This is a genomic window from Pseudoruegeria sp. HB172150, assembly GCF_013184805.1.
GTDB lineage: Bacteria > Pseudomonadota > Alphaproteobacteria > Rhodobacterales > Rhodobacteraceae > Psychromarinibacter.
Window position 1 is genome coordinate 379,524 of record NZ_JAATNG010000003.1, and the last position, 18,921, is coordinate 398,444.

The 18,921-nt window shown below is 62.1% G+C and carries 18 protein-coding genes and 3 riboswitches; of the genes, 13 read left to right on the plus strand and 5 right to left on the minus strand.

Features of this window, described 5'->3' with window-relative positions:
• Positions 1 to 243: 243 nt before the first annotated feature.
• Positions 244 to 1,512, minus strand: coding sequence for a site-specific integrase (locus tag HCO70_RS16575; protein ID WP_172298170.1), 1,269 nt, complete (start codon positions 1,510 to 1,512; stop codon positions 244 to 246).
• A 22-nt stretch (positions 1,513 to 1,534) separates the two neighbouring features.
• On the opposite strand from HCO70_RS16575, the gene HCO70_RS16580 reads away from it, so the two are divergent.
• The 7 genes from HCO70_RS16580 to HCO70_RS16610 all read left to right on the plus strand — a co-directional run bounded on the left by HCO70_RS16580 (position 1,535) and on the right by HCO70_RS16610 (position 8,340).
• The gene (locus HCO70_RS16580) at positions 1,535 to 1,834 is read left to right on the plus strand and encodes a hypothetical protein (protein WP_216665470.1); all 300 of its coding nucleotides are present in this window, start codon (positions 1,535 to 1,537) and stop codon (positions 1,832 to 1,834) included.
• Positions 1,835 to 1,896: 62 nt separating this feature from the next.
• Positions 1,897 to 2,110, plus strand: a riboswitch (cobalamin riboswitch).
• A 132-nt stretch (positions 2,111 to 2,242) separates the two neighbouring features.
• On the plus strand, positions 2,243 to 4,102 hold the full coding sequence (locus tag HCO70_RS16585; protein WP_172298173.1) for a TonB-dependent siderophore receptor: 1,860 nt from the start codon (positions 2,243 to 2,245) through the stop codon (positions 4,100 to 4,102).
• A 1-nt stretch (position 4,103) separates the two neighbouring features.
• Positions 4,104 to 4,964 carry an ABC transporter substrate-binding protein gene (locus HCO70_RS16590; protein ID WP_172298175.1) on the plus strand — a complete coding sequence of 287 codons (861 nt, stop codon included), beginning with the start codon at positions 4,104 to 4,106 and terminating at the stop codon, positions 4,962 to 4,964.
• Positions 4,961 to 5,944: a FecCD family ABC transporter permease gene (locus HCO70_RS16595; protein WP_371742250.1), complete on the plus strand. Its 984-nt coding sequence runs from the start codon at positions 4,961 to 4,963 to the stop codon at positions 5,942 to 5,944. Before HCO70_RS16590 ends, HCO70_RS16595 begins: the two co-directional genes overlap by 4 nt.
• Positions 5,941 to 6,699, plus strand: coding sequence for an ABC transporter ATP-binding protein (locus tag HCO70_RS16600; protein ID WP_172298177.1), 759 nt, complete (start codon positions 5,941 to 5,943; stop codon positions 6,697 to 6,699). The genes HCO70_RS16595 and HCO70_RS16600 overlap by 4 nt, the downstream gene beginning before the upstream one ends.
• Positions 6,696 to 7,346 (plus strand): adenosylcobinamide amidohydrolase, encoded by a 651-nt coding sequence (locus tag HCO70_RS16605; protein WP_172298179.1) that lies wholly within the window; start codon positions 6,696 to 6,698, stop codon positions 7,344 to 7,346. Before HCO70_RS16600 ends, HCO70_RS16605 begins: the two co-directional genes overlap by 4 nt.
• Complete coding sequence (locus HCO70_RS16610; RefSeq protein ID WP_172298181.1) at positions 7,336 to 8,340, plus strand: hypothetical protein; 1,005 nt, start codon at positions 7,336 to 7,338, stop codon at positions 8,338 to 8,340. Before HCO70_RS16605 ends, HCO70_RS16610 begins: the two co-directional genes overlap by 11 nt.
• A 72-nt stretch (positions 8,341 to 8,412) precedes the next feature.
• On the opposite strand, the gene nrdF is transcribed toward HCO70_RS16610, so the two are convergent.
• The 4 genes from nrdF to nrdH all read right to left on the minus strand — a co-directional run bounded on the left by nrdF (position 8,413) and on the right by nrdH (position 12,263).
• Positions 8,413 to 9,390, minus strand: coding sequence for a class 1b ribonucleoside-diphosphate reductase subunit beta (nrdF, locus tag HCO70_RS16615; RefSeq protein ID WP_172298183.1), 978 nt, complete (start codon positions 9,388 to 9,390; stop codon positions 8,413 to 8,415).
• Between the two features lie 79 nt (positions 9,391 to 9,469).
• Complete coding sequence (gene nrdE, locus HCO70_RS16620) at positions 9,470 to 11,551, minus strand: class 1b ribonucleoside-diphosphate reductase subunit alpha (protein ID WP_253913348.1); 2,082 nt, start codon at positions 11,549 to 11,551, stop codon at positions 9,470 to 9,472.
• Between the two features lie 68 nt (positions 11,552 to 11,619).
• Complete coding sequence (nrdI, locus tag HCO70_RS16625; protein ID WP_172298187.1) at positions 11,620 to 12,036, minus strand: class Ib ribonucleoside-diphosphate reductase assembly flavoprotein NrdI; 417 nt, start codon at positions 12,034 to 12,036, stop codon at positions 11,620 to 11,622.
• Between the two features lie 5 nt (positions 12,037 to 12,041).
• Positions 12,042 to 12,263: a glutaredoxin-like protein NrdH gene (nrdH, locus tag HCO70_RS16630; protein ID WP_172298189.1), complete on the minus strand. Its 222-nt coding sequence runs from the start codon at positions 12,261 to 12,263 to the stop codon at positions 12,042 to 12,044.
• A 109-nt stretch (positions 12,264 to 12,372) separates the two neighbouring features.
• A riboswitch (cobalamin riboswitch) is annotated at positions 12,373 to 12,566 on the minus strand.
• Positions 12,567 to 12,654: 88 nt separating this feature from the next.
• On the opposite strand from nrdH, the gene HCO70_RS16635 reads away from it, so the two are divergent.
• The 6 genes from HCO70_RS16635 (at position 12,655) to HCO70_RS16660 (ending at position 18,869) form a co-directional block, all read left to right on the plus strand.
• Positions 12,655 to 13,035: a nucleoside triphosphate pyrophosphohydrolase family protein gene (locus HCO70_RS16635; protein WP_253913349.1), complete on the plus strand. Its 381-nt coding sequence runs from the start codon at positions 12,655 to 12,657 to the stop codon at positions 13,033 to 13,035.
• Between the two features lie 72 nt (positions 13,036 to 13,107).
• Positions 13,108 to 13,310: riboswitch (cobalamin riboswitch) on the plus strand.
• Between the two features lie 95 nt (positions 13,311 to 13,405).
• Positions 13,406 to 14,632 (plus strand): aromatic ring-hydroxylating dioxygenase subunit alpha, encoded by a 1,227-nt coding sequence (locus HCO70_RS16640; RefSeq protein ID WP_172298193.1) that lies wholly within the window; start codon positions 13,406 to 13,408, stop codon positions 14,630 to 14,632.
• Between the two features lie 3 nt (positions 14,633 to 14,635).
• The gene (locus tag HCO70_RS16645; protein ID WP_172298195.1) at positions 14,636 to 15,712 is read left to right on the plus strand and encodes a hybrid-cluster NAD(P)-dependent oxidoreductase; all 1,077 of its coding nucleotides are present in this window, start codon (positions 14,636 to 14,638) and stop codon (positions 15,710 to 15,712) included.
• A gap of 118 nt (positions 15,713 to 15,830) precedes the next feature.
• Positions 15,831 to 16,778 carry a homocysteine S-methyltransferase family protein gene (locus HCO70_RS16650; protein WP_172298197.1) on the plus strand — a complete coding sequence of 316 codons (948 nt, stop codon included), beginning with the start codon at positions 15,831 to 15,833 and terminating at the stop codon, positions 16,776 to 16,778.
• Positions 16,779 to 16,991: 213 nt separating this feature from the next.
• Positions 16,992 to 17,150, plus strand: a complete 159-nt coding sequence (locus HCO70_RS16655) for a hypothetical protein (RefSeq protein ID WP_172298199.1) — start codon at positions 16,992 to 16,994, stop codon at positions 17,148 to 17,150.
• Between the two features lie 42 nt (positions 17,151 to 17,192).
• Positions 17,193 to 18,869: a tetratricopeptide repeat protein gene (locus HCO70_RS16660; RefSeq protein WP_172298201.1), complete on the plus strand. Its 1,677-nt coding sequence runs from the start codon at positions 17,193 to 17,195 to the stop codon at positions 18,867 to 18,869.
• The last annotated feature ends 52 nt before the right edge of the window (positions 18,870 to 18,921 follow it).

Here is an 18,921-nt window from a genome sequence, read left to right on the forward strand (position 1 = left end):
TTGGAGACGGGTCGGCCATCCATCGAGTCCACGGCTAGCCACGTATTCCTTCAATTAGGGACAGAAATGGTAACAGGTAACGGGACAGTGTTACCTTGGCCGTCTGAATCTGTTACCTCCTTTATCGTTTAATAATAAACCCTTAAGCGGAAAGGTAACAAAGGTAACAGGGTAACAGCGATTTCGGGAGGGTAGAGCAACGAAAACGAAGACCGAGGCACACAAGATATAGATTTCCCGGCGCTAGTCCTTCTGACGCAATGCGACGATTTTCGAAGCCTCTGGCGGGCCCTTCATCGCGTCAGAAATCCGGCCAGCGATCAGCTCGGCCGCGGCCCTTTGCGGATCGTCGGCGAGGTGGGCGTAGCGCTGAGTGGTTCTGGTCTCCCGATGACCCAGGAGGGCGCCGATCATCGGGAGCGACAACCCGCCGGCAACCGCGATCGAAGCGTAGGCATGGCGCAGGTCGTGCAGGCGTACATCCTCTAGGTCGGCCTCCCGCCTTATCACACCCCAGGGACCTTTGAGGTTCGTGAGCGGCACTTCTGGGTCATCGCCTCGTCGGCCGCGAATCACGAAGCCCTTGCCCGAAGCGGGACGGTCCGCCGTCGCCAGAACTTCGAGCGCAGGGGCCGGCAGTTGGATGGGCTTCTTGCCGGTTTTCGAGTCAGGCAGGTTCGCCCGCCCGGCATCGATGTCTACATGCTCCCATCGGAGGCCCAGGACCTCCCCGACTCTTGCGCCCGTGAAGATGAGCAGCCGGATTGCTCGGATCGCTTCCGCGTTGACCCTGGTCTCTGCAGCTGCTCCATCCTTTGCCCGCACCAGGAGAGGTTCCCGTTCCGCACGGATCAGAACATCACTGAGCCGATGAAACTCAGTCGCGCTCAGGAAGCGTTCCCGAGATCGCTCAGGGTATCGATCGACACGACGACACGGGTTCGAATGATCCGGACGCATGCCCCAGACTTCGGCCAATTCCATTGCCTTTGAGAGCACGGCCAAAGCGCGATTTGCCTGATACGGAGCGCCAGAGTTTCCGGAGTGAAACCGGGCGACATCCGCCACTGTCAAATCCGAGACCTTCAGACGCCCAAGGCTCGGCCGGATCAGGTTGTCGACAAGCGAGCGAGCGTTCGCGGCTGTGCTGGCCTTGTTCTTCACCTTTGCGTGCTCATCTAGATAGCGATTCAGCAAGTCGGAAACGGTTGGCGCTTTTCGTCGCTCTTCCTTTGCACCAGCCGGATCTGCGCCAGCAGCAACCTCAGCCGCCCAACCGCGTGCAACGGCACGCGCCTGGTCAGGTGTCATGCTCCCGTGTGTCCCGATCGTCGCCCATCGTGGCCGGCCATTCCGGCCGCCACCGACCCGGTACTTCAGTACGTACACTTTGCGCCCGGTCGGGTTAACGCGGACGCCGAATCCAGAGACCTCGTTGTCCCAGAGAACGTATCTTTTGGCCTCCGGTTGGAGCGCGTCGACCGAGCGTTTCGTGATCCGTGCCGTCGCCATCGAGGCTACTCCTGGCTATCACATGGCAACCACCAAACGCGATTTGGCTACCACATGGCAACCACGCAAGGCGCAACGGAATGCAAGATCGCGCAAAGATTTGCTGCAATTTGTTAATCATTCACAACAGATTACGCAAGCTGACGCAAGAGCACGCATCAGCGCGCAACAACTGCATTTGGACACTTTTAATCAGTGGGTCGCAGGTTCGAATCCTGCACGGCTCACCACTGAAATCAGACATGCCCTTGACCTGATAGGCAGGCGGATTGCCTGGCGGCTGGTGCCTTCACCGCGCCTGTCGCAGCTCGGGCCGGTTTGAGCACGCTCGGGTCCCTATCACGCATATGGCGTTGTGCACCTTTACAGGGTCGGTGCATGCCGGTAACAAATTCTTGCTTCGGTTCGAGCGGTACTGCCGTTCGAGTAACAGGGAATGCGGTCCGGCCTCTCTACGGTGCCAAATCCGCAACTGCCCCCGCAACTGTAGGCGGATAGCGAAGCCGGAACATGCCACTGCCGCTCTGCGCGCGGCGGGAAGGCCCGGTGGAGCGATGACCCGCAAGTCAGGAGACCTGCCGAAGTGTTCACCCTGCCGGGCGCGAGGGGCGCCTCAGGCAACGGTATCTTCCGTCGTGGTGGCAATGCGCCGTGTCCGGAAGCTGCGAATTCCGGATGCACATTGACACGTTTCGGCGCCCACGCGCGCCGATTGATGGGGAGCATAGTCATGTCCCGCCTGCATCGTATCGCATTCAATGCCCTACTCGTCCTGTCACCGGTTCCCGCCGTGGCGCAGGACGCCGATTTCCTCGGCACCGTCATCCTGTCCGGCGGATTCACACCGATCGAGGCCGCCCGGTACGGCCGGTCAGTCAGCGTCATTTCAGGCGACGAAATCCGCGCCCGCGGCATTTCGTCTGTCCAGGATGCGCTGCGTGCGGTACCCGGCGTGTCGGTCAACGGGACAGGAAGCAACTTCACCCAGGTCCGCATCCGCGGCGGCGAGGCCAACCACACACTGGTTCTGATCGACGGGATCGAGGCGGCCGGCGGCGACGGCGAGTACATTCTGTCAGGTCTGAGCACCGCGAATGTCGAGCGGATCGAGGTTCTGCGTGGTCCGCAATCGGTTTACTACGGCTCTAACGCGTCGTCCGGCGTGATCAACATCGTCACCAGGATAGGCACCGACGGGCAGGGCGGTTCGCTGTCGCTTGAATACGGTGCGGGCTTGAACGGCTCGCTTTTCCTGTATTCTCGCGATGATCGCGGCGGCGTTTCGCTGTCATTCTCGTCCTTCGATGACGAAGGTTACGACTTTTCCGGATCGGACGGGGAAAAGGACGCGACGAAACGCACAACTGTGATCCTGTCTGCCGATTACTTCGTGACCGAGGATCTGCAGTTCGGCCTGACCCTGCGCCGGGCGCATGAGGACTACGATTACGACAGCAACTCTTACGTCGCCACGGATTCTGACGGTTACGTTGTCGACGACCCGTTTCCGACCAGTACCCGGAACGAGCTGACCGCGGGTCTCTGGACGGAGTATGCGATGATGGACGGAAGGGTCCTGAACCGGCTGTCCTACGAGATGACGCAGAACGACCAGAGCTATTATGGCGGCACGCCGACCGAGACCGAGACATGGGCGCTGAAGTACCGGCTGAGCTTTGGGCTGGAAGGGCAGGCCGCGGCCCGTTCCGACCACCTGATGAACCTATTCCTCGAGTACAGCGAGGACAGCAGCACCTCCGCCCCCGGATACGACCGGGCGACAACGTCCTATGCGCTGGAATACCGTGGCAGTTACGATTTCGGGCTGGATGTACAGGCGGGATTGCGGTTCGACGACAACAAGGTGTTCGAGGATATCGCAACCTGGAACACAGCCGTGTCCTATACATTCGGGTCGGGCGTCCGGCTGCACGCCTCTGCCGGTACCGGTTCGGTGAACCCGTCCTATTTTGAGCTCTATGCCGACGCCTATGGCTATGTCGGCAATCCTGACCTGAAACCGGAGCGCAACCGCAGCTTTGATCTTGGCGTCGAGGTGCCGTTCTTCGACGGCCGCGGACATTTCGACGTCACATATTTCAACGAAACGCTGACTGACGAGATCAGCACGGTCTTCGATGGCGCGAACTTTGTCTACGTAAATCAGGGCGGCGACAGCACTCGTGAGGGTCTCGAAGTTTCCGGTGCCTGGGCGGCGACCGACTGGTTGGATTTGCGGCTGGGCTATACCTACCTGGAGGCGGCGAACCCGGATGGCAGTGTCGAGGTGCGGCGGCCGAAACACGAGCTGGCGCTCGGTGCGACGGCCACTGTGCTGGACGGGCGCGGTTCTATTTCGGCGGACCTGCGTTACGTTGCAGGGAACTATGACACGCAGTACTGGGGCGTGTATGCGACCGAAGAGCTGCCGGACTTCACCACCGTGGATCTTGCCGCCCAGTATCAGCTGAGTGATCATGTCGAGCTGAAGGCGCGGGTGCAGAACCTGTTCGACAACGAGGCGATGGAAGCCTGGGGCTATATCGGTCGTCCACGTACTGTTTACGTCGGTTTGGGAGCGACGTTCTGAGGTGACTGCGAAACGGATTCTGGCATCCATTCTGCTCGGGGCGGTGGTCGCCGCCGCCCCTGGTCCGTCCCAAGCACAGGAACCGGACGGCGCGGCGCCGGTGCGGGTGGTTTCCATGAATCTCTGTACCGACCAGCTTGCGATGTTGGTGGCAGCGCCCGGTCAGCTTTTGTCCGTGTCGTATCTCGCCGCGCAGCCACGCAGTTCCGCAATGGCAGAAGAGGCGCAGAACTACGTCGTAAATCACGGCTTGGCGGAAGAGATCTATCTGCTGGAACCGGACCTTGTAATCGCCGGGACATTTTCGACCCGGGCAACCGTTGCCATGCTGAAGAGGCTGGACATACCGGTCGCGGTTCTCAGCCCGGCCTATTCTCTCGACGAAGTCCGCCAGCGGATCATCGAGATGGGGGAGGTGCTGCATCGGCAGGAGGCCGCGGAGGGTCTGGCGGCGGAATTCGACGCGCGGCTTGCGGCGCTGCGGGACAAGGTAATTCGCCAGCCACGTGCCGCGCTTTTCTTTGCCAATGGCTACACGTCGGGCGACCGAACGCTGGCGGGGCAGATCCTTTCCGCTGCCGGATTTGACAACATCGCGGACGAGGTGGGCCTGCCCAGTGGCGGGCGGATGCCGCTGGAGGTTCTGGCGATGGCCGACCCCGAAGTCCTGATCCGTGGCAGCCGTTATGAAGGCAACTCGCGATCCGAAGAGATCCTCGATCACCCGGTGGTGGCGAAGCTGCGGGAAGCGCTGCCGGGCGCGGCCGTGACCGATCGCGACTGGGTCTGCGGTACGCCTTTCGTATTGCGCGCCATCGAAGAGCTGGCCGAAACCCGCCGTAAGCTGGAGACATCGCCGTGAGGCTGCTGGGTTTTGGTCTGACGGGGCTTGTAGTGCTGCTGGCTCTTATCAGCCTGGTGCTGGGTCCGGCTGCGATCGGACCGGCCGAAAGCCTGTACGCGCTGTTCACCGATACCGGCACGCCGCTGACGCTGGTGATGCGGGAGATCCGCCTGCCGCGCATGGTGCTTGCGCTGGGCATCGGTGCCAGCCTGGGCCTGTCCGGCGCCGCGATGCAGGGCTATCTGCGCAATCCGCTGGCCGATCCGGGGCTGATCGGGGTTTCCGCCTCTGCCGCTCTTGGGGCGGTTCTGGCAATACAGACCGGCATTGCTGCACATTTTGCATTCGGGCTGCCACTGTGCGCCCTTGCGGGGGCCGTGGTGGGCGTGTCGTTGGTGATGCTGCTGGCAGGGCCGCGCGGCTCGTCGCTGACGCTGATCCTGGCCGGAATTGCCATATCGTCGCTGGCAGCGGCCTTTACGTCGCTGGTGCTGAACCTGTCGCCAAATCCTTTTGCCGCGAACGAGATCGTGTTCTGGATGATGGGATCGCTGTCGGACCGGTCGATGAGCCATGTCTGGCTCGCGCTGCCGCTGATGGTTGTGGGCTGGGCGCTGCTGGGCAGCCTTGGCCGCAGCCTCGACGCGCTGACGCTGGGCGAGGACGCTGCGGAGGCGATGGGCATCGGCCTGCGCCGGGTTCGGTGGCAGGTGGTGCTGGGCACGGCGGCCGCAGTCGGTGCCGCGACCGCCGTGGCCGGTGCGATCGGGTTTGTCGGCCTTGTCGTGCCGCATATCCTGCGCCCGCTGGTCGGGGCCCGGCCCGGCGCTTTGCTCTGGGCCTCTGCTCTGGGCGGTGCCGCGATGTTGCTGGCCTCGGACGTGGCTGTCCGAGTTGTTCTGCCTTCGGGCGATCTAAAGCTGGGGGTGGTCACTGCGCTGGTCGGCGCACCGCTGTTCCTGCACCTGATCTATCGGACGCGGAGGGAGATGGCATGAGCCTTCTGCGCCTGTCCGACATTTCGGTGACGCTGCGCCAACGCACGGTTCTGGAGAGAGTATCGCTGGAGATCGGCGCAGGCGAATTGGTTGGGTTGATCGGCGCCAACGGGGCCGGCAAGACTACATTGATGCGCGCGGCGCTTGGCCTGATCCCGGCTCAGGGTGATAGTTCCCTCGCCCAGATGGCTCCGCGTGCGCGCGCGAAGGCCGCCGCCTGGCTGCCACAGGCGCGCGAGGTATCATGGCCCGTCGATGTCGAGACGTTGGTGACGCTGGGCCGGATTCCGCATCTGGGTACGGGTCAGCCAGTTGGCGAGATGGATCGCGCGGCCGCGGAGCGGGCGCTTGACCGGATGGGCCTGAAGGAATTGCGGGCTCGGACGGTCACCCGCCTGTCGGGGGGCGAGCAGGCGCGAGTGCTGATCGCGCGGGTGCTGGCACAGGAAACGCCGCTGATCCTGGCAGACGAACCGATTGCCGGACTGGATCCGGCGCACCAGATCTCAACCATGCGGATCTTTCGCGAGTTGGCAGCGGAAGGGCATTCAGTCCTGGTCTCTATCCACGACCTTGGGCTTGCGGCACGGCATTGCACGCGGCTGGTACTTCTGGGCGGGCATGCGAAAGTGGCGGATGGGGTGCCGCGCCAAGTGTTGACGCCGGACAACCTGCGCGACCATTTCGGTATCTGCGCGCATTTCGAAGAAACGGCGCAAGGCCCGATTTTTCAGGCAACCGAGGTGGTGGGATGAGTGGCATCATCCTCGACCGGCCTTGGCTGGAGCTGGATCTCGGTGCCGAATTGCAGGTGTTGAGCTGGGTGATTAACCGGCCCGGCCCGGTCATGGCCAGCAAGATCCTGTGGCGGGAAGTGTGCAATGCGGACCTGCATCCGGGGCTGGATGTCAGCGGCTGGGTGAAGGCGGAGCTTGACCACCGCGGTGTCGCAGATTGCCCCTGTTTCCTGACCTCGCGTGACCTGCGCCGTCATGTCGTTTCCGAGGCCGTTGCGGGTTCTGCGACGGTGCGTTGCGTTGCGACTGTCGGGCTGTCCAATGCGGAACGGGTGGGCGCGCGGATGGATTATGCCGACACGAACTGGGGAACGATCAACATCGCGGTTCAGCTGGGGACTGGCATGAAGCCCGCGGCGATGCTTGAGGCCATGACCATCGTAGCGCAGGCGCGCACGCTTGCAGTGGTTGAGGCGGGCCCGATGCTGCCTGGCGGGCCTGCCACAGGTACCGGCACGGATTGCATAGCGCTTGCCGCGCCGAAGGGCGAAGGCGCATATGCCGGGCTGCACACCGATCTGGGCGAGGCTATCGGGCGCGCCACCTACGAAGCGATCCGGCGTGGCACGGAGGACTGGATGCGCGAGCGACACGATGAACATTGAAAGCTTTCTGTGGGATGCGCTGAGCGACGAGGAGACCGGCTGGAGCATGGGGTCGTTCGGCGCGATTGCCGAGTTCCACCACGTTTCCGGTGAGTCCGCGACGCCGCGTCCCGCTCCTCTGGCGTGCGTGACGGAGCGAGGCGGTATCCGAATAGACCGGCTGAGCAGGGTGCGGCCCGTCGCTTATCAGATGCTGAGTCCGCGCCCGCATCGGTGGTCGCATGGTGTATCGCTTTGCCTGCCAAACAGGGAAGCGGCGATGCGGTCCCGCGGTGTTCTGACCGAGATCGGAGCCGACGCAGATGCACTGCGCCCGGAGGATCGGGAGGCTGTGCTTTTTGATTTGGGCCTTGGCCAACACCAGGTAGATTTTTGTATCCGCACAACCAATCCGGCGTTGCTGCAAGTGCTGCGCGCTGCCGAGGGACGGCCGCTGATGGAGCAAGGCAATCCGGCGATGAGCGCCATCCTGAAGGCGCATCCACATCGCGTTACCTTGACGCGCATAGGGCGCGTGGAGGTATTTCAGCCGATCGGTGGCCCCGATACCGGCGGCTTATCACCGGAAGGACCGCATACCCACGTCCTGCCGAAACTGCTGCGGACCGGTCGCACCCATTCCGCAAATGTGCCAGTCCCGGACGGCTGGGTTCCCTGTGCGATGGTCCATCCGGCGAATCCGGTGACGGACCGAATGGCGCGGGATCGCGCCTTTGACCGGGTGGCATTCGACCGTTTCCAAGAGTTGCTTTCTGCCTGGGGTATGCCGGACTACCTAGCGGCCAAGCAGGCGGTATGGAATGCGGTTGCGAAAGGCGATACGCCCGAGGCAAGAAATGAGCCGGGAAGTCGTATCGGGCGGACGGGGCTTCGCAATGCCATCCGGCAATGGCACCGCCTACATCCGGAGGATACTCGCCTTGATGCCTGGCGTGCCATGTTCGACCGCGGCAACTCGGGTGATATCGAGGAGCGGCAGGATATCGGGCATTGAAGGTTTCGCGCCGATTCCGGGCGATGTACCCGTCGCATTGCCTCTCCGCTCGCCGCCAGGCGAGAGCCAAATCTAGAAGTCCCAGTCCTCGTCTTCCGTCGCGACGGCCTTGCCAATGACGTAGGACGAGCCCGAGCCTGAGAAGAAATCATGGTTCTCGTCGGCATTCGGCGAGAGCGCCGCCATGATCGCCGGGTTCACCTTGCACACATCGTCGGGGAACAGCGCTTCGAAGCCGAGGTTCATCAGCGCCTTGTTTGCGTTGTAATGAAGGAAATGCTTCACATCCTCGGTCAGCCCCAGCGGATCGTAGAGCAATTCGGTGTAACGGCTTTCGATCTCGTACAGGTCGAAGAGCAGGGCAAAGGCGAAATCCTTGATCTCCTGACGTTCGGACTCGGTCAGGCGTTCAAGGCCACGCTGGAACTTATAGCCGATGTAATAGCCGTGCACCGCCTCGTCGCGGATGATCAGGCGGATCAGGTCGGCGGTGTTGGTCAGCCGGGCGCGGCTGGACCAGTGCATCGGCAGGTAGAAGCCGGAATAGAACAGGAAGCTTTCCAGAAAGACACTGGCGACCTTCTTTCGCAGCGGGTTCGCGGCAGAGTCGTATTCGTCGAGGATCAGGCGCGATTTCTGCTGCAGCTGTGCGTTTTCCTCGGACCAGCGGAATGCCTCGTCGACCTCGGGCGTCGAACACAGTGTCGAGAAGATCGAGGAATAGGACCGGGCATGAACCGCCTCCATGAAGGCGATGTTCGACAGCACCGCCTCTTCATGCGGGGTAATCGCGTCCTGCATCAGCGTCGGCGCACCCACCGCGTTCTGGATCGTGTCGAGCAGGGTCAGGCCGGTGAAGACGCGGATGGTCAGGCGCTGTTCCTCTTCGGTCAGCTGCGACCAAGACTGGATGTCATTCGAAAGCGGCACCTTTTCCGGCAGCCAGAAGTTCACCGTCAGGCGGTTCCAGATTTCCAGGTCCTTGTCGTCCTGCATCCGGTTCCAGTTGATGGCACGGGGAATACGGCGGGTTTCGGTCATATCTTTCATCGTCGGTGCCTTTCGCGGGTGGCGGGCCGAAGCCCGCCCTACGAGTTGCGGATCGGGCGGGCAAGGGCCCGCCACTGGATCAGAGCGAACAGGAAACGCAGCCCTGCACCTCGGTCCCTTCAAGGGCCATCTGGCGCAGGCGGATGTAGTAGATCGTCTTGATCCCCTTCTTCCAGGCGTAGATCTGCGCGCGGTTGATGTCCCTCGTCGTCGCCGTGTCCTTGAAGAACAGCGTCAGCGACAGGCCCTGATCGACATGCTGCGAAGCGGCGGCATAGGTGTCGATGATCGCCTCTGCCCCGATCTCGTAGGCGTCCTTGTAGTATTCAAGGTTGTCGTTCGACATGAAGGCAGCGGGGTAATAGACGCGGCCGATCTTGCCTTCCTTGCGGATCTCGACCTTGGCCGTGATCGGGTGAATCGAGGAGGTGGCGTTGTTGATATAGCTGATCGAACCGGTCGGCGGCACCGCCTGCAGGTTGCGGTTGAAGAGACCGTGTTTCATCACCGCCTCTTTCAGCGTGCCCCAGTCGGTGCGGCTGGGCAGGGTAACGCCCAGTTTCTCGAACAGTGCTTTGACCGCATCGGTTTCCGGCAGCCAGTCCTGTTCGACATATTTGTCGAAGAAAGAGCCGTCGGCGTATTTTGATTTTTCGAACCCCTTGAAGCTTTGGCCGCGCTCCTTCGCCAGCAGGTTCGACGCGCGAAGGCAGTGATAGAGCACCGTGGCGAAGTAGATGTTGGTGAAATCCACGCCTTCGGCCGATCCGTAGTGGATCCGCTCGCGCGCCAAAAACCCGTGCAGGTTCATCTGACCAAGGCCGATCGCGTGGCTCTCGTCGTTGCCCCGCCTCACAGAGGGAACGGAGTCGATCTCCGACATCTCCGACACTGCCGTCAGCGCGCGGATCGCGGTTTCCACCGTGGCGCCCAGGTCGCCGCCATCCATCGACTTGGCGATGTTCAGCGAGCCGAGATTGCAGGAAATATCGGTACCCAGATGCTTGTAGGACAGGTCGTCGTTGAATTCGGACGCCTCGTTCACCTGCAGGATTTCTGAACACAGGTTCGACATGGTGATCCGCCCCGCCACCGGGTTGGCGCGGTTCACGTTGTCCTCGAACATGATATAGGGATAGCCGCTTTCGAACTGAATCTCGGCAATGGTCTGGAAGAACGCGCGCGCGTTGATCTTCTTCTTGTGGATGCGCGGGTCGTCGACCATCTCGTGATATCTCTCGGTGACCGAGATCTCCGAGAGGGGCTTGCCATACACCTTCTGCACGTCATGCGGCGAGAACAGGTACATGTCCTCGTTCTTCTTCGCGAGATCGAATGTGACGTCGGGGATGACGACGCCGAGCGACAGGGTCTTGATGCGGATCTTTTCGTCAGCATTCTCTCGCTTGGTGTCGAGGAAGCGCAGGATGTCCGGGTGATGCGCATTCAGATAGACCGCGCCGGCACCCTGCCGCGCGCCAAGCTGGTTGGCGTAGGAGAATGAGTCCTCCAGCAGTTTCATCACCGGGATGACGCCCGAGGACTGGTTGGCGATACCCTTGATCGGCGCGCCGTGCTCGCGGATGTTGGTCAGCATCAAGGCCACGCCGCCGCCGCGTTTCGACAGCTGCAGCGCCGAGTTGATGCCGCGGCCGATGCTTTCCATGTTGTCTTCCAGCCGCAGCAGGAAGCAGGAGATCAGCTCGCCGCGTTGCGCCTTGCCGGCGTTCAGGAAGGTGGGCGTCGCGGGCTGGAACCGGCCGCCGATGATCTCTTCCATCAGCTTCATCGCAAAGCCTTCGTCGCCGCGCGCGAGGCAAAGGGCGACCATGACGACGCGATCTTCGAACCGTTCGAGATAGCGTTTCCCGTCGAAGGTCTTCAGCGTGTAGCTGGTGTAATATTTGAAGGCGCCCAGAAAAGTCGGGAAGCGGAACTTTTTCGCAAATGCCGCATCCCAGATTTTATGGATGAAGGTGCGGTCGTACTGGTCAAGGACAGCGGCCTCGTAATAGCCCTCGTCCACCAGATATCGCAGCTTCTCGTCCAGTGAATGGAAGAAGACGGTGTTCTGATTCACATGGCTCAGGAAATACTGCCGCGCGGCCATTCGGTCTGCGTCGAAGCGGATCTTCCCCTCGTCATCATAGAGGTTCAGCATCGCGTTCAGCGCATGGTAATCGAGGCCCTGCCATTCCGCGGGCACCGCCTTGGCCGGTGCGGCGTCGTTCAGGTCGCGGTCGAGAACTGCGTTTTCCAAAACCTGTCCAATCCTTGTCTGACGCGGGTAAGGTCCGTTTCCGTTCCCGCCAGTTCGAAACGATAGAGCACCGGCACCCTGCATTTTGCGGAAATCACATCGCCTGCGCAGGCGAAGGTGGCGCCGAAATTCCGGTTGCCGCTGGCGATCACGCCGCGCATCCGGCCGCGGTTCTCCGCGATGTTCAGAAAGCGGATGATCTGCTTGTGAACCGCGCCCCGTCCCTCGCCATCCGCATAGGTAGGACAGATCAGGACGAAGGGCGCGGTCGGGGCGGGCATTGGCGCCGTTGGGTCGAGGGGGATACGCTGCGCCGTAAGGCCCAGCTTCTCGACGAAGCGTCGGGTGTTTCCCGATCGGGACGAGAAATAGACCAGCCCGCCCATTGAGATCAGCAGAGCGCGCCGATCTTGTCGGGACGGAAACCGGCCCAGTGATCGTCGCCGGCCATCACGACAGGCGCCTGGCGGTAGCCGAGCGAGGTCACCAGTTCCATTGCTTCGTTATCCTCGGTCAGGTCGATCACATCGAAATCGACGCCACGCGCGGCCAGCGCGCGGGTGGTGGCGGTGCACTGCACGCAGGCGGGTTTGGAATAGACGGTGATGCTCATTTTCTTGTCCCTTTTCGTTCTGCCCGTTTTCGGTGCGGAAGTTTCGGGGACGCCAGCTGGACGTGCGGATGGCACGACCTGCCGAAACGCCTCCGGGCCCTCCGCCCGGTTTCGTCGTTGTTGCCTTGGCAGGTCTCCTGACTATGCGGCTCGAACGCCTGGCCCCACCTTCCCGGACTGTCCTGTCCAGTGGATATCGGGGCCTTGGCTTGCCGCTAACAGTTGCGGGGGCAGTGCCGGAATTTCACCGGCTTCCCTCTTCGCCCATGACGAGTCACAGGAACCAAAGCCCCACCATATTGAGGAGAGTCAGAGATGCGTGTCAATATATTGATTTTGGATACGGCCAGATTTATCGCTTATTGTGACGAGGCTCATAAAAGGTGCGATGATGGCTCCAACTGACACGTTGTCCACCGTACGCGAATGGCATGAAGCTTTCGGAGTACCGGTCGCATCCCGACCAAGCATTCCGGAGGACCGCGCGGACATGCGGATTTCGATCCTCGAGGAAGAGGTGCAGGAGCTGCGTGAAGCCGTTGCAGCAGGTGATCTTGTCGAGGTGCTCGACGCCCTTTGCGACATTCAATACGTGCTTGACGGAACTTTCCTCGAATTCGGCATGCACGGGGTGAAGACCGAGGCAGTCGCAGAGGTACATGCCTCGAACATGTCGAAGCTTGGTGCCGATGGTCGCCCGGTGCTGCGCGAAGATGGCAAGGTGTTGAAGGGCCCGAATTTCCGCCCACCCGACCTTGCCCGGTTCTTATGAATTTACGACAACGCGCGTCCTAAACGAGCGCGGATATGTCGCTTCCTGTGTATCCGATCCAAGCGTTTCCTGATTACGTCGAGCATGCAAGGTGCCGCCTGAGAGGGCGGAGAATTGGGAAGCCGGTGAAAGGCCGGCACTGCCCCCGCAACGGTAACGGAGCGTAGGGCACGGCGAGGAGGCCACTGGGGTGCAGAGCCCCGGGAAGGTGCCGTGTCCGGTCTGGAATGGACCACTCCCAAGTCCGGAAACCAGCCTTGTCGGAAACGTCAACCGCGGGCGGCGGTTCAGGCGACGGCCGCAGCCTGCCGTTTGTCCTGACTTGTCTCGCACAGAATCATGCCGCGGGGCGCGGCGGGGAGAACGACAGATGCAGGCAGCACTTCGCGACCTGCTGGCCCGGCGCAGGGTCGGATACGCGCTGGAACAGCCCTTTTACTCCGATCCGGAAATCTTTCGCGCGGATATGGAGAATATCTTCTACCGCGACTGGCTTTACGCGATTCCCGCCTGCGAGCTGGAAAAAGCGGGCAGCTTCGTTACGCATCAGGTCGGCGATTACGGAGTGATCCTCGTTCGCGGCGCCGATGGTGCGATCCGCGCATTTCACAACACCTGCCGGCATCGCGGCTCGATCCTGTGCAAGGCGGCGAAGGGCAACGCGCCAAAGCTGGTCTGCCCCTATCACCAGTGGACCTACGAACTGGACGGGCGGCTTCTTTGGGCGCGGGACATGGGCGCCGACTTCGATGCATCCGCACACGGGCTGAAGCCTGTCGCCTGCCGGGAACTGGCGGGCCTTGTCTATATTTGCCTCTCCGATAATCCGCCCGATTTTGACAGCTTCGCGAATCTGGCCCGGCCATACCTTGCGCCGCATGACCTGAGCGCCGCGAAGGTCTCCTACAGTTCCTCGATCATCGAGAACGGCAACTGGAAACTGGTCTGGGAGAATAACCGCGAGTGCTATCACTGCGGCGGCAACCACCCGGCCCTGTGCCGGACCTTCCCGGACGATCCGACTGTGACCGGGATTGAGGAGGGCGAGGCACCGCCGCACCTGATGCAGCATTTTCAGCGCTGCGAGGCCGCGGGTATTAAGGCGACGTTCCATATTGCGGACAGCGGCCAGTACCGGCTGGCGCGGATGCCGCTGAAGGTAGGCGCCAAAAGCTACACGATGGATGGCGGAATTGCGGTGACCCGGCGGCTGGGCCGGGTTCCTTTCGATGATGCCGGCTCGCTTCTGAAGTTCCACTATCCGACGACCTGGAACCATTTCCTGCCTGATCACTCGATCACGTTCCGCGTCACGCCGGTCACGCCTACCACCACTGAGGTGCGGACCACATGGCTGGTCCACAAGGATGCGGTCGAGGGACGGGACTATGACCTGAAGCGGCTGACCGAGGTCTGGATAGCCACCAACGACGAGGATCGGCGCGTGGTCGAGGATAACCAGAGGGGCATTAACTCTCCCGCCTACGAGCCCGGCCCCTATTCCGCGGTTCAGGAAAGCGGCGTGATCCAGTTCGTCAACTGGTACTGCACCACGATGGCATCCCGGCTGGAACCGGTTGCAATGGCGGCGGAGTAATCCATGAACCAACTGGCCCGCGTTTCCGCAGCCGCGATCTGGAACGATGCCGAGATGCTGGAATGCGTCTCGGTGATCCCCGAGGTGCCGGCCACCCGCACCTTCAATTTCCAGTCGCCCACGGGCGCACTGTTCGATTACATGCCGGGCCAGTTTCTGACGCTGGAACTTCCCGTACCGGGCGGACCGGTCTGGCGGACCTTTACGATATCTTCCTCACCATCACGGCCGCTGTCGATCTCTGTCACCGTCAAGGCGCAGCCCGGCAGTATCGGCGCGCGCTGGATGATCGACCACCTGCAGCCGGGCATGCGGATCAAGGCGACGGGGCCGGCGGGTGTCTTTACCCACAAGAGCCATCCAGCTCGGAAATACCTTTTCATCTCGGCCGGGTCAGGCATCACGCCGGTCATGTCGATGACCACCTACATGTATGACGAGGGCGCTTCGCCCGACGTGGTGTTCATCAATTGCGCCAAAAGACCGTCGGAGATCATCTTTCGCGAGCGGCTGGAGCATATGGCGAGCCGGATTCCCGGCATTGCGCTGAAATGGGTGGTGGAGGAACCGGACCGGTTCAGCCCCTGGGCCGGGTACCAGGGCCGGTTCAACCAACTGATGCTCGGCCTGATGGCGCCTGATTATCTGGAGCGAGAAGTGTTCTGCTGCGGGCCGGAGCCCTTCATGCAGACGGTTCGCGAGGCGCTGGCGGGTCTGGGCTACGACATGGAGCGCTATCACCAGGAAAGTTTCCAAGCGCCGGTGGCGGAGGCGGACGACGTGCCGGACTTCGACGATGTCGTGTTGGAGGAGAGTGCTCTGGCGGAGGTGGTCTTTGCGGCCTCGGGGGTCACTGCGCAGGTGCCCGAGACCGAGACTATCCTGGGCGCGGCGCGGGCAAACGGGTTGAACATCGCTTCGGGTTGCACCTTCGGGATCTGCGGGACTTGCAAGACCAGGAAGATCTCGGGCGAGGTGCACATGGTTCATAATGGCGGCATCTCAGACGACGATATCGCCGAGGGGTACATCCTCGCCTGCTGCTCGCACCCGATCGGGAAGGTGGAAGTGGAGGTCTGACCGCCAACATTTTTCGGATGGCGTGCCGATTTCACGCCTGTGTCACGCAGATGCCAACGGCGGCGTCACGACCACGAGTCATTCCGTCTCCATCGATTGTAGTTGATGGAGATCATTCATGCCCAGTGCATCCGATTTGCCCCAGATGACGGGGCTGCCGTTCGTTACTGATGGCGGAATCGAGACGACGCTCATCTTCGAGATGGGCTTTGATCTGCCGCTGTTCGCCGCATATCCGTTGCTGGAAAGCGATGCTGGTCGAGACGCCTTTCGGCAGTATTATGGCCACTACCTACAGATCGCGCAATGCAACGGGCTGGGGTTCGTCTTAGAAAGCCCGACCTGGAGGTGCTCGCACGGATGGGGCGCGAAGTTGGGCCACGATGCGGAGCGTATCCGGGCCTTCAACCATGCGGCCATCGTGCTGATGGAGGAATTGCGCGCCGGACAGTCTGGTGGGACACCGATGGTGATCTCGGGCAATATCGGCCCGGCGGGGGATGGATACAGGCCCGAGGAAATGCTGACCGCGGAGGCGGCGCGGGCCTATCACACCGCCCAGATCGAGGCTTTTGCCGAGACCGCTGCCGACATGGTCACGGCTGTCACCATTACCCATACCGGCGAGGCGGCGGGCGTGGTGCTTGCCGCGAAAGCTGCCGGCCTGCCCTGCGCGATTGCGTTCACGACCGAGACCGACGGGCGCCTGCCCTCCGGCGAGACGCTGGCAGAAGCCATCGAGACGGTGGATGCCCTCACTGGCGGCGGGCCCGTCTACTACATGATCAACTGTGCGCATCCGGATCATTTCAGCGGTGCGTTGCCGAACGGTCTGACTGCGGGACGCATCCGCGGCATCCGCGCCAACGCCTCACGACTCAGCCATGCCGAGCTTGACGAGGCAGAAGAACTCGACGGTGGCGATCCGCATGAACTGGCGCAGGACTATGTGCGGCTGACCGGGTTGCTGCCGAATCTTCACATTTTCGGCGGCTGCTGCGGGACTGACTACCGGCATGTCAGCTGCATAGCCAAGGCCATCTCGGGCGAACTGTCCGCGGCCTGACCAGAGAAAGCAATGAAATGGATATCAGTTCTCTCCCACCCGCGCTTCGGCGCGACATCCTTGGAGATCACGATTTCGGTTATCTGCTGACGCTGATGCCGAAACGGGTTCATCGGACCCGACCAAGGCGTATTACGCGCCTCTTCCAGCCCGGCAATTGATCTGCCGGGACGGAAATTGACGTCAACCCATTCGACAAGAGGGAATTTTCCAATGACCTATGCCTCTATCAAGACCGGCGTCATCGCCAGTGCGAGCCTGAACGCGGCGGATCGTCGCCGTGTTCAGGCCCTGCGCGGCTCGCCGGATCGCATCCTGGCGCGCCACGGCGTGCATCCGATGCATCGCCCATTCTTCGCCGGTCTCATCTGAGACCGGCTGCCCATTCTCAGAACCAGAGAAGAGATTACGGCCATGTTTAATCAATCCATTCGCGCCGCCCTGCTGGCGAGCGCAATCGCCAGTCCCGTGTTCGCGCACGAGGAAAATCGCCGGACGGAGTTGTTCTCTCCCGGAGTCTCCTATGCCGAGGATGGTGCGCCGAACGGTGGCGCGCCGGTCATGGTGCCCGGACTCGGCGTCTTCGGCATGATCATCGAAACCGGCAACCCCGACGCGCAGGCCTGGTTCGACCAGGGGCTCGGCCAGCTCTGGGGCTTCAACCATGCCGAGGCGGTGCGTGCCTTCCGCATGGCTCAGCAAGCGGATCCGGACTGCGCCATGTGCTACTGGGGCGAGTCTTATGCGCTGGGGTCGAACCTGAATGACGGCATGCACCCGGAAAACGTTGATCGTGCCCAGGAGACCGCGATGCGGGCCGCGGAGTTGGCCAGCGCGCCGGTCGAGGTCGCGCTGACACAGGCGCTGTCGCAGCGATATGTCGGCGAGCAGGGGAACGAACATTTTGCCGACCTGATGCAGGAGGTCGCGGCGGATTTCCCGGATGACGTCAACGTTCTGGTGATGTTTGCCGACGCGCTGATGAATCTGCAGCCCTGGGATTACTGGGAGGCCGATGGCGTCACGCCAAAAGGCCGCGCGAGTGATATCATCGGGACCCTGGAGCGGGCGATGGAAATCGACGCCTACCATCCGGCGGCGCTGCATCTTTACATCCACGCGATGGAAGCGACGGCGCATCCAGAACAGGCCGAAGGGGCAGCTGACCGGCTGGCCGGATCTGTGCCAGCGGCTGGTCACCTCGTGCATATGCCGGCTCATATCTACAACCGGATCGGACGCTACGCCGATTCCATCAAGGTGAACCGCGATGCCATCGCAGCGGACGAGGCGTTCCTTGCCCGTGCCGGCGACGCTGCGAGCGACCTCTATCGCTTTGGCTATTATCCGCATAACGCGCATTTCCTGCTGGTGGGTGCGCAATCCGCGGGTTTGGCCGAGGATGCACTGGCGGCGGCTGACCGGCTTTGGTCGATCACGTCCGACGAGGTGTCGGCAGATCTGGCCTGGGTGCAGGCGATCCGCACGGCTCCGTTCACCGTTCATGCACAGATGCGCGGTATAGAGGAGGTGCTGGCGCTGCCTGAAGTTGGCGAGGAGTTCCCGCTTGTCCAAGGATTCCGCCATTACGCGCGCGGCACGGTCTTTGCCCGCGACGGCCGGATCGAAGCGGCCTGGGTCGAGGCGCATGCGATCAAGCACCTTATCGAGACGGCTGATCTCGACGGTCTGGAAGAGCAATACCTCCCGGCCCGGGACCTGCTGGGTGTGGCCATGCATCACCTGGAAGGCCGTATCGAGCAGGTGCAGGGCAACTGGGACGCGGCGATCCACCATCTGGAGGTGGCCGCGGAGCTGGAAGACGGCATCGCCTACATGGAGCCGTCCTACTGGTACGCGCCGGTGCGCCGGACGCTGGGGGCCGTGCTTCTGCAGGCCGGACGGCCGCATGAGGCACGGTCCGCCTTCAAGGCTGCATTGGACGCTGCGCCGCGCGATGGCTGGGCGCTTTGGGGTCTGTGGCAGGTGGAGCTGGAAACCGGCGACCATTGGAGCCAGGAGCAGGCGGAAGATGCATTCCGCGCGCATTGGCTGGGCGACCCCAAGCTGCCATCCTTTGATCGACTGTAAGCGGTTTCACGATATGAACCGCCGCCGCCCGCTGCATTGGCAGCGGGCGGCG

Excerpts from the sequence above, each read along its gene's own strand:
- HCO70_RS16575 (WP_172298170.1), bottom strand. The coding sequence starts at position 1,512 with ATGGCGACGGCACGGATCACGAAACGCTCGGTCGACGCGCTCCAACCG.
- HCO70_RS16580 (WP_216665470.1), top strand. The coding sequence starts at position 1,535 with ATGGCAACCACCAAACGCGATTTGGCTACCACATGGCAACCACGCAAG.
- HCO70_RS16585 (WP_172298173.1), top strand. The coding sequence starts at position 2,243 with ATGTCCCGCCTGCATCGTATCGCATTCAATGCCCTACTCGTCCTGTCA.
- HCO70_RS16600 (WP_172298177.1), top strand. The coding sequence starts at position 5,941 with ATGAGCCTTCTGCGCCTGTCCGACATTTCGGTGACGCTGCGCCAACGC.
- HCO70_RS16605 (WP_172298179.1), top strand. The coding sequence starts at position 6,696 with ATGAGTGGCATCATCCTCGACCGGCCTTGGCTGGAGCTGGATCTCGGT.
- HCO70_RS16610 (WP_172298181.1), top strand. The coding sequence starts at position 7,336 with ATGAACATTGAAAGCTTTCTGTGGGATGCGCTGAGCGACGAGGAGACC.
- nrdF (WP_172298183.1), bottom strand. The coding sequence starts at position 9,390 with ATGAAAGATATGACCGAAACCCGCCGTATTCCCCGTGCCATCAACTGG.
- nrdE (WP_253913348.1), bottom strand. The coding sequence starts at position 11,551 with ATGCTGAACCTCTATGATGACGAGGGGAAGATCCGCTTCGACGCAGAC.
- nrdI (WP_172298187.1), bottom strand. The coding sequence starts at position 12,036 with ATGGGCGGGCTGGTCTATTTCTCGTCCCGATCGGGAAACACCCGACGC.
- nrdH (WP_172298189.1), bottom strand. The coding sequence starts at position 12,263 with ATGAGCATCACCGTCTATTCCAAACCCGCCTGCGTGCAGTGCACCGCC.
- HCO70_RS16635 (WP_253913349.1), top strand. The coding sequence starts at position 12,655 with ATGGCTCCAACTGACACGTTGTCCACCGTACGCGAATGGCATGAAGCT.
- HCO70_RS16640 (WP_172298193.1), top strand. The coding sequence starts at position 13,406 with ATGCAGGCAGCACTTCGCGACCTGCTGGCCCGGCGCAGGGTCGGATAC.
- HCO70_RS16645 (WP_172298195.1), top strand. The coding sequence starts at position 14,636 with ATGAACCAACTGGCCCGCGTTTCCGCAGCCGCGATCTGGAACGATGCC.
- HCO70_RS16650 (WP_172298197.1), top strand. The coding sequence starts at position 15,831 with ATGCCCAGTGCATCCGATTTGCCCCAGATGACGGGGCTGCCGTTCGTT.
- HCO70_RS16655 (WP_172298199.1), top strand. The coding sequence starts at position 16,992 with ATGACCTATGCCTCTATCAAGACCGGCGTCATCGCCAGTGCGAGCCTG.
- HCO70_RS16660 (WP_172298201.1), top strand. The coding sequence starts at position 17,193 with ATGTTTAATCAATCCATTCGCGCCGCCCTGCTGGCGAGCGCAATCGCC.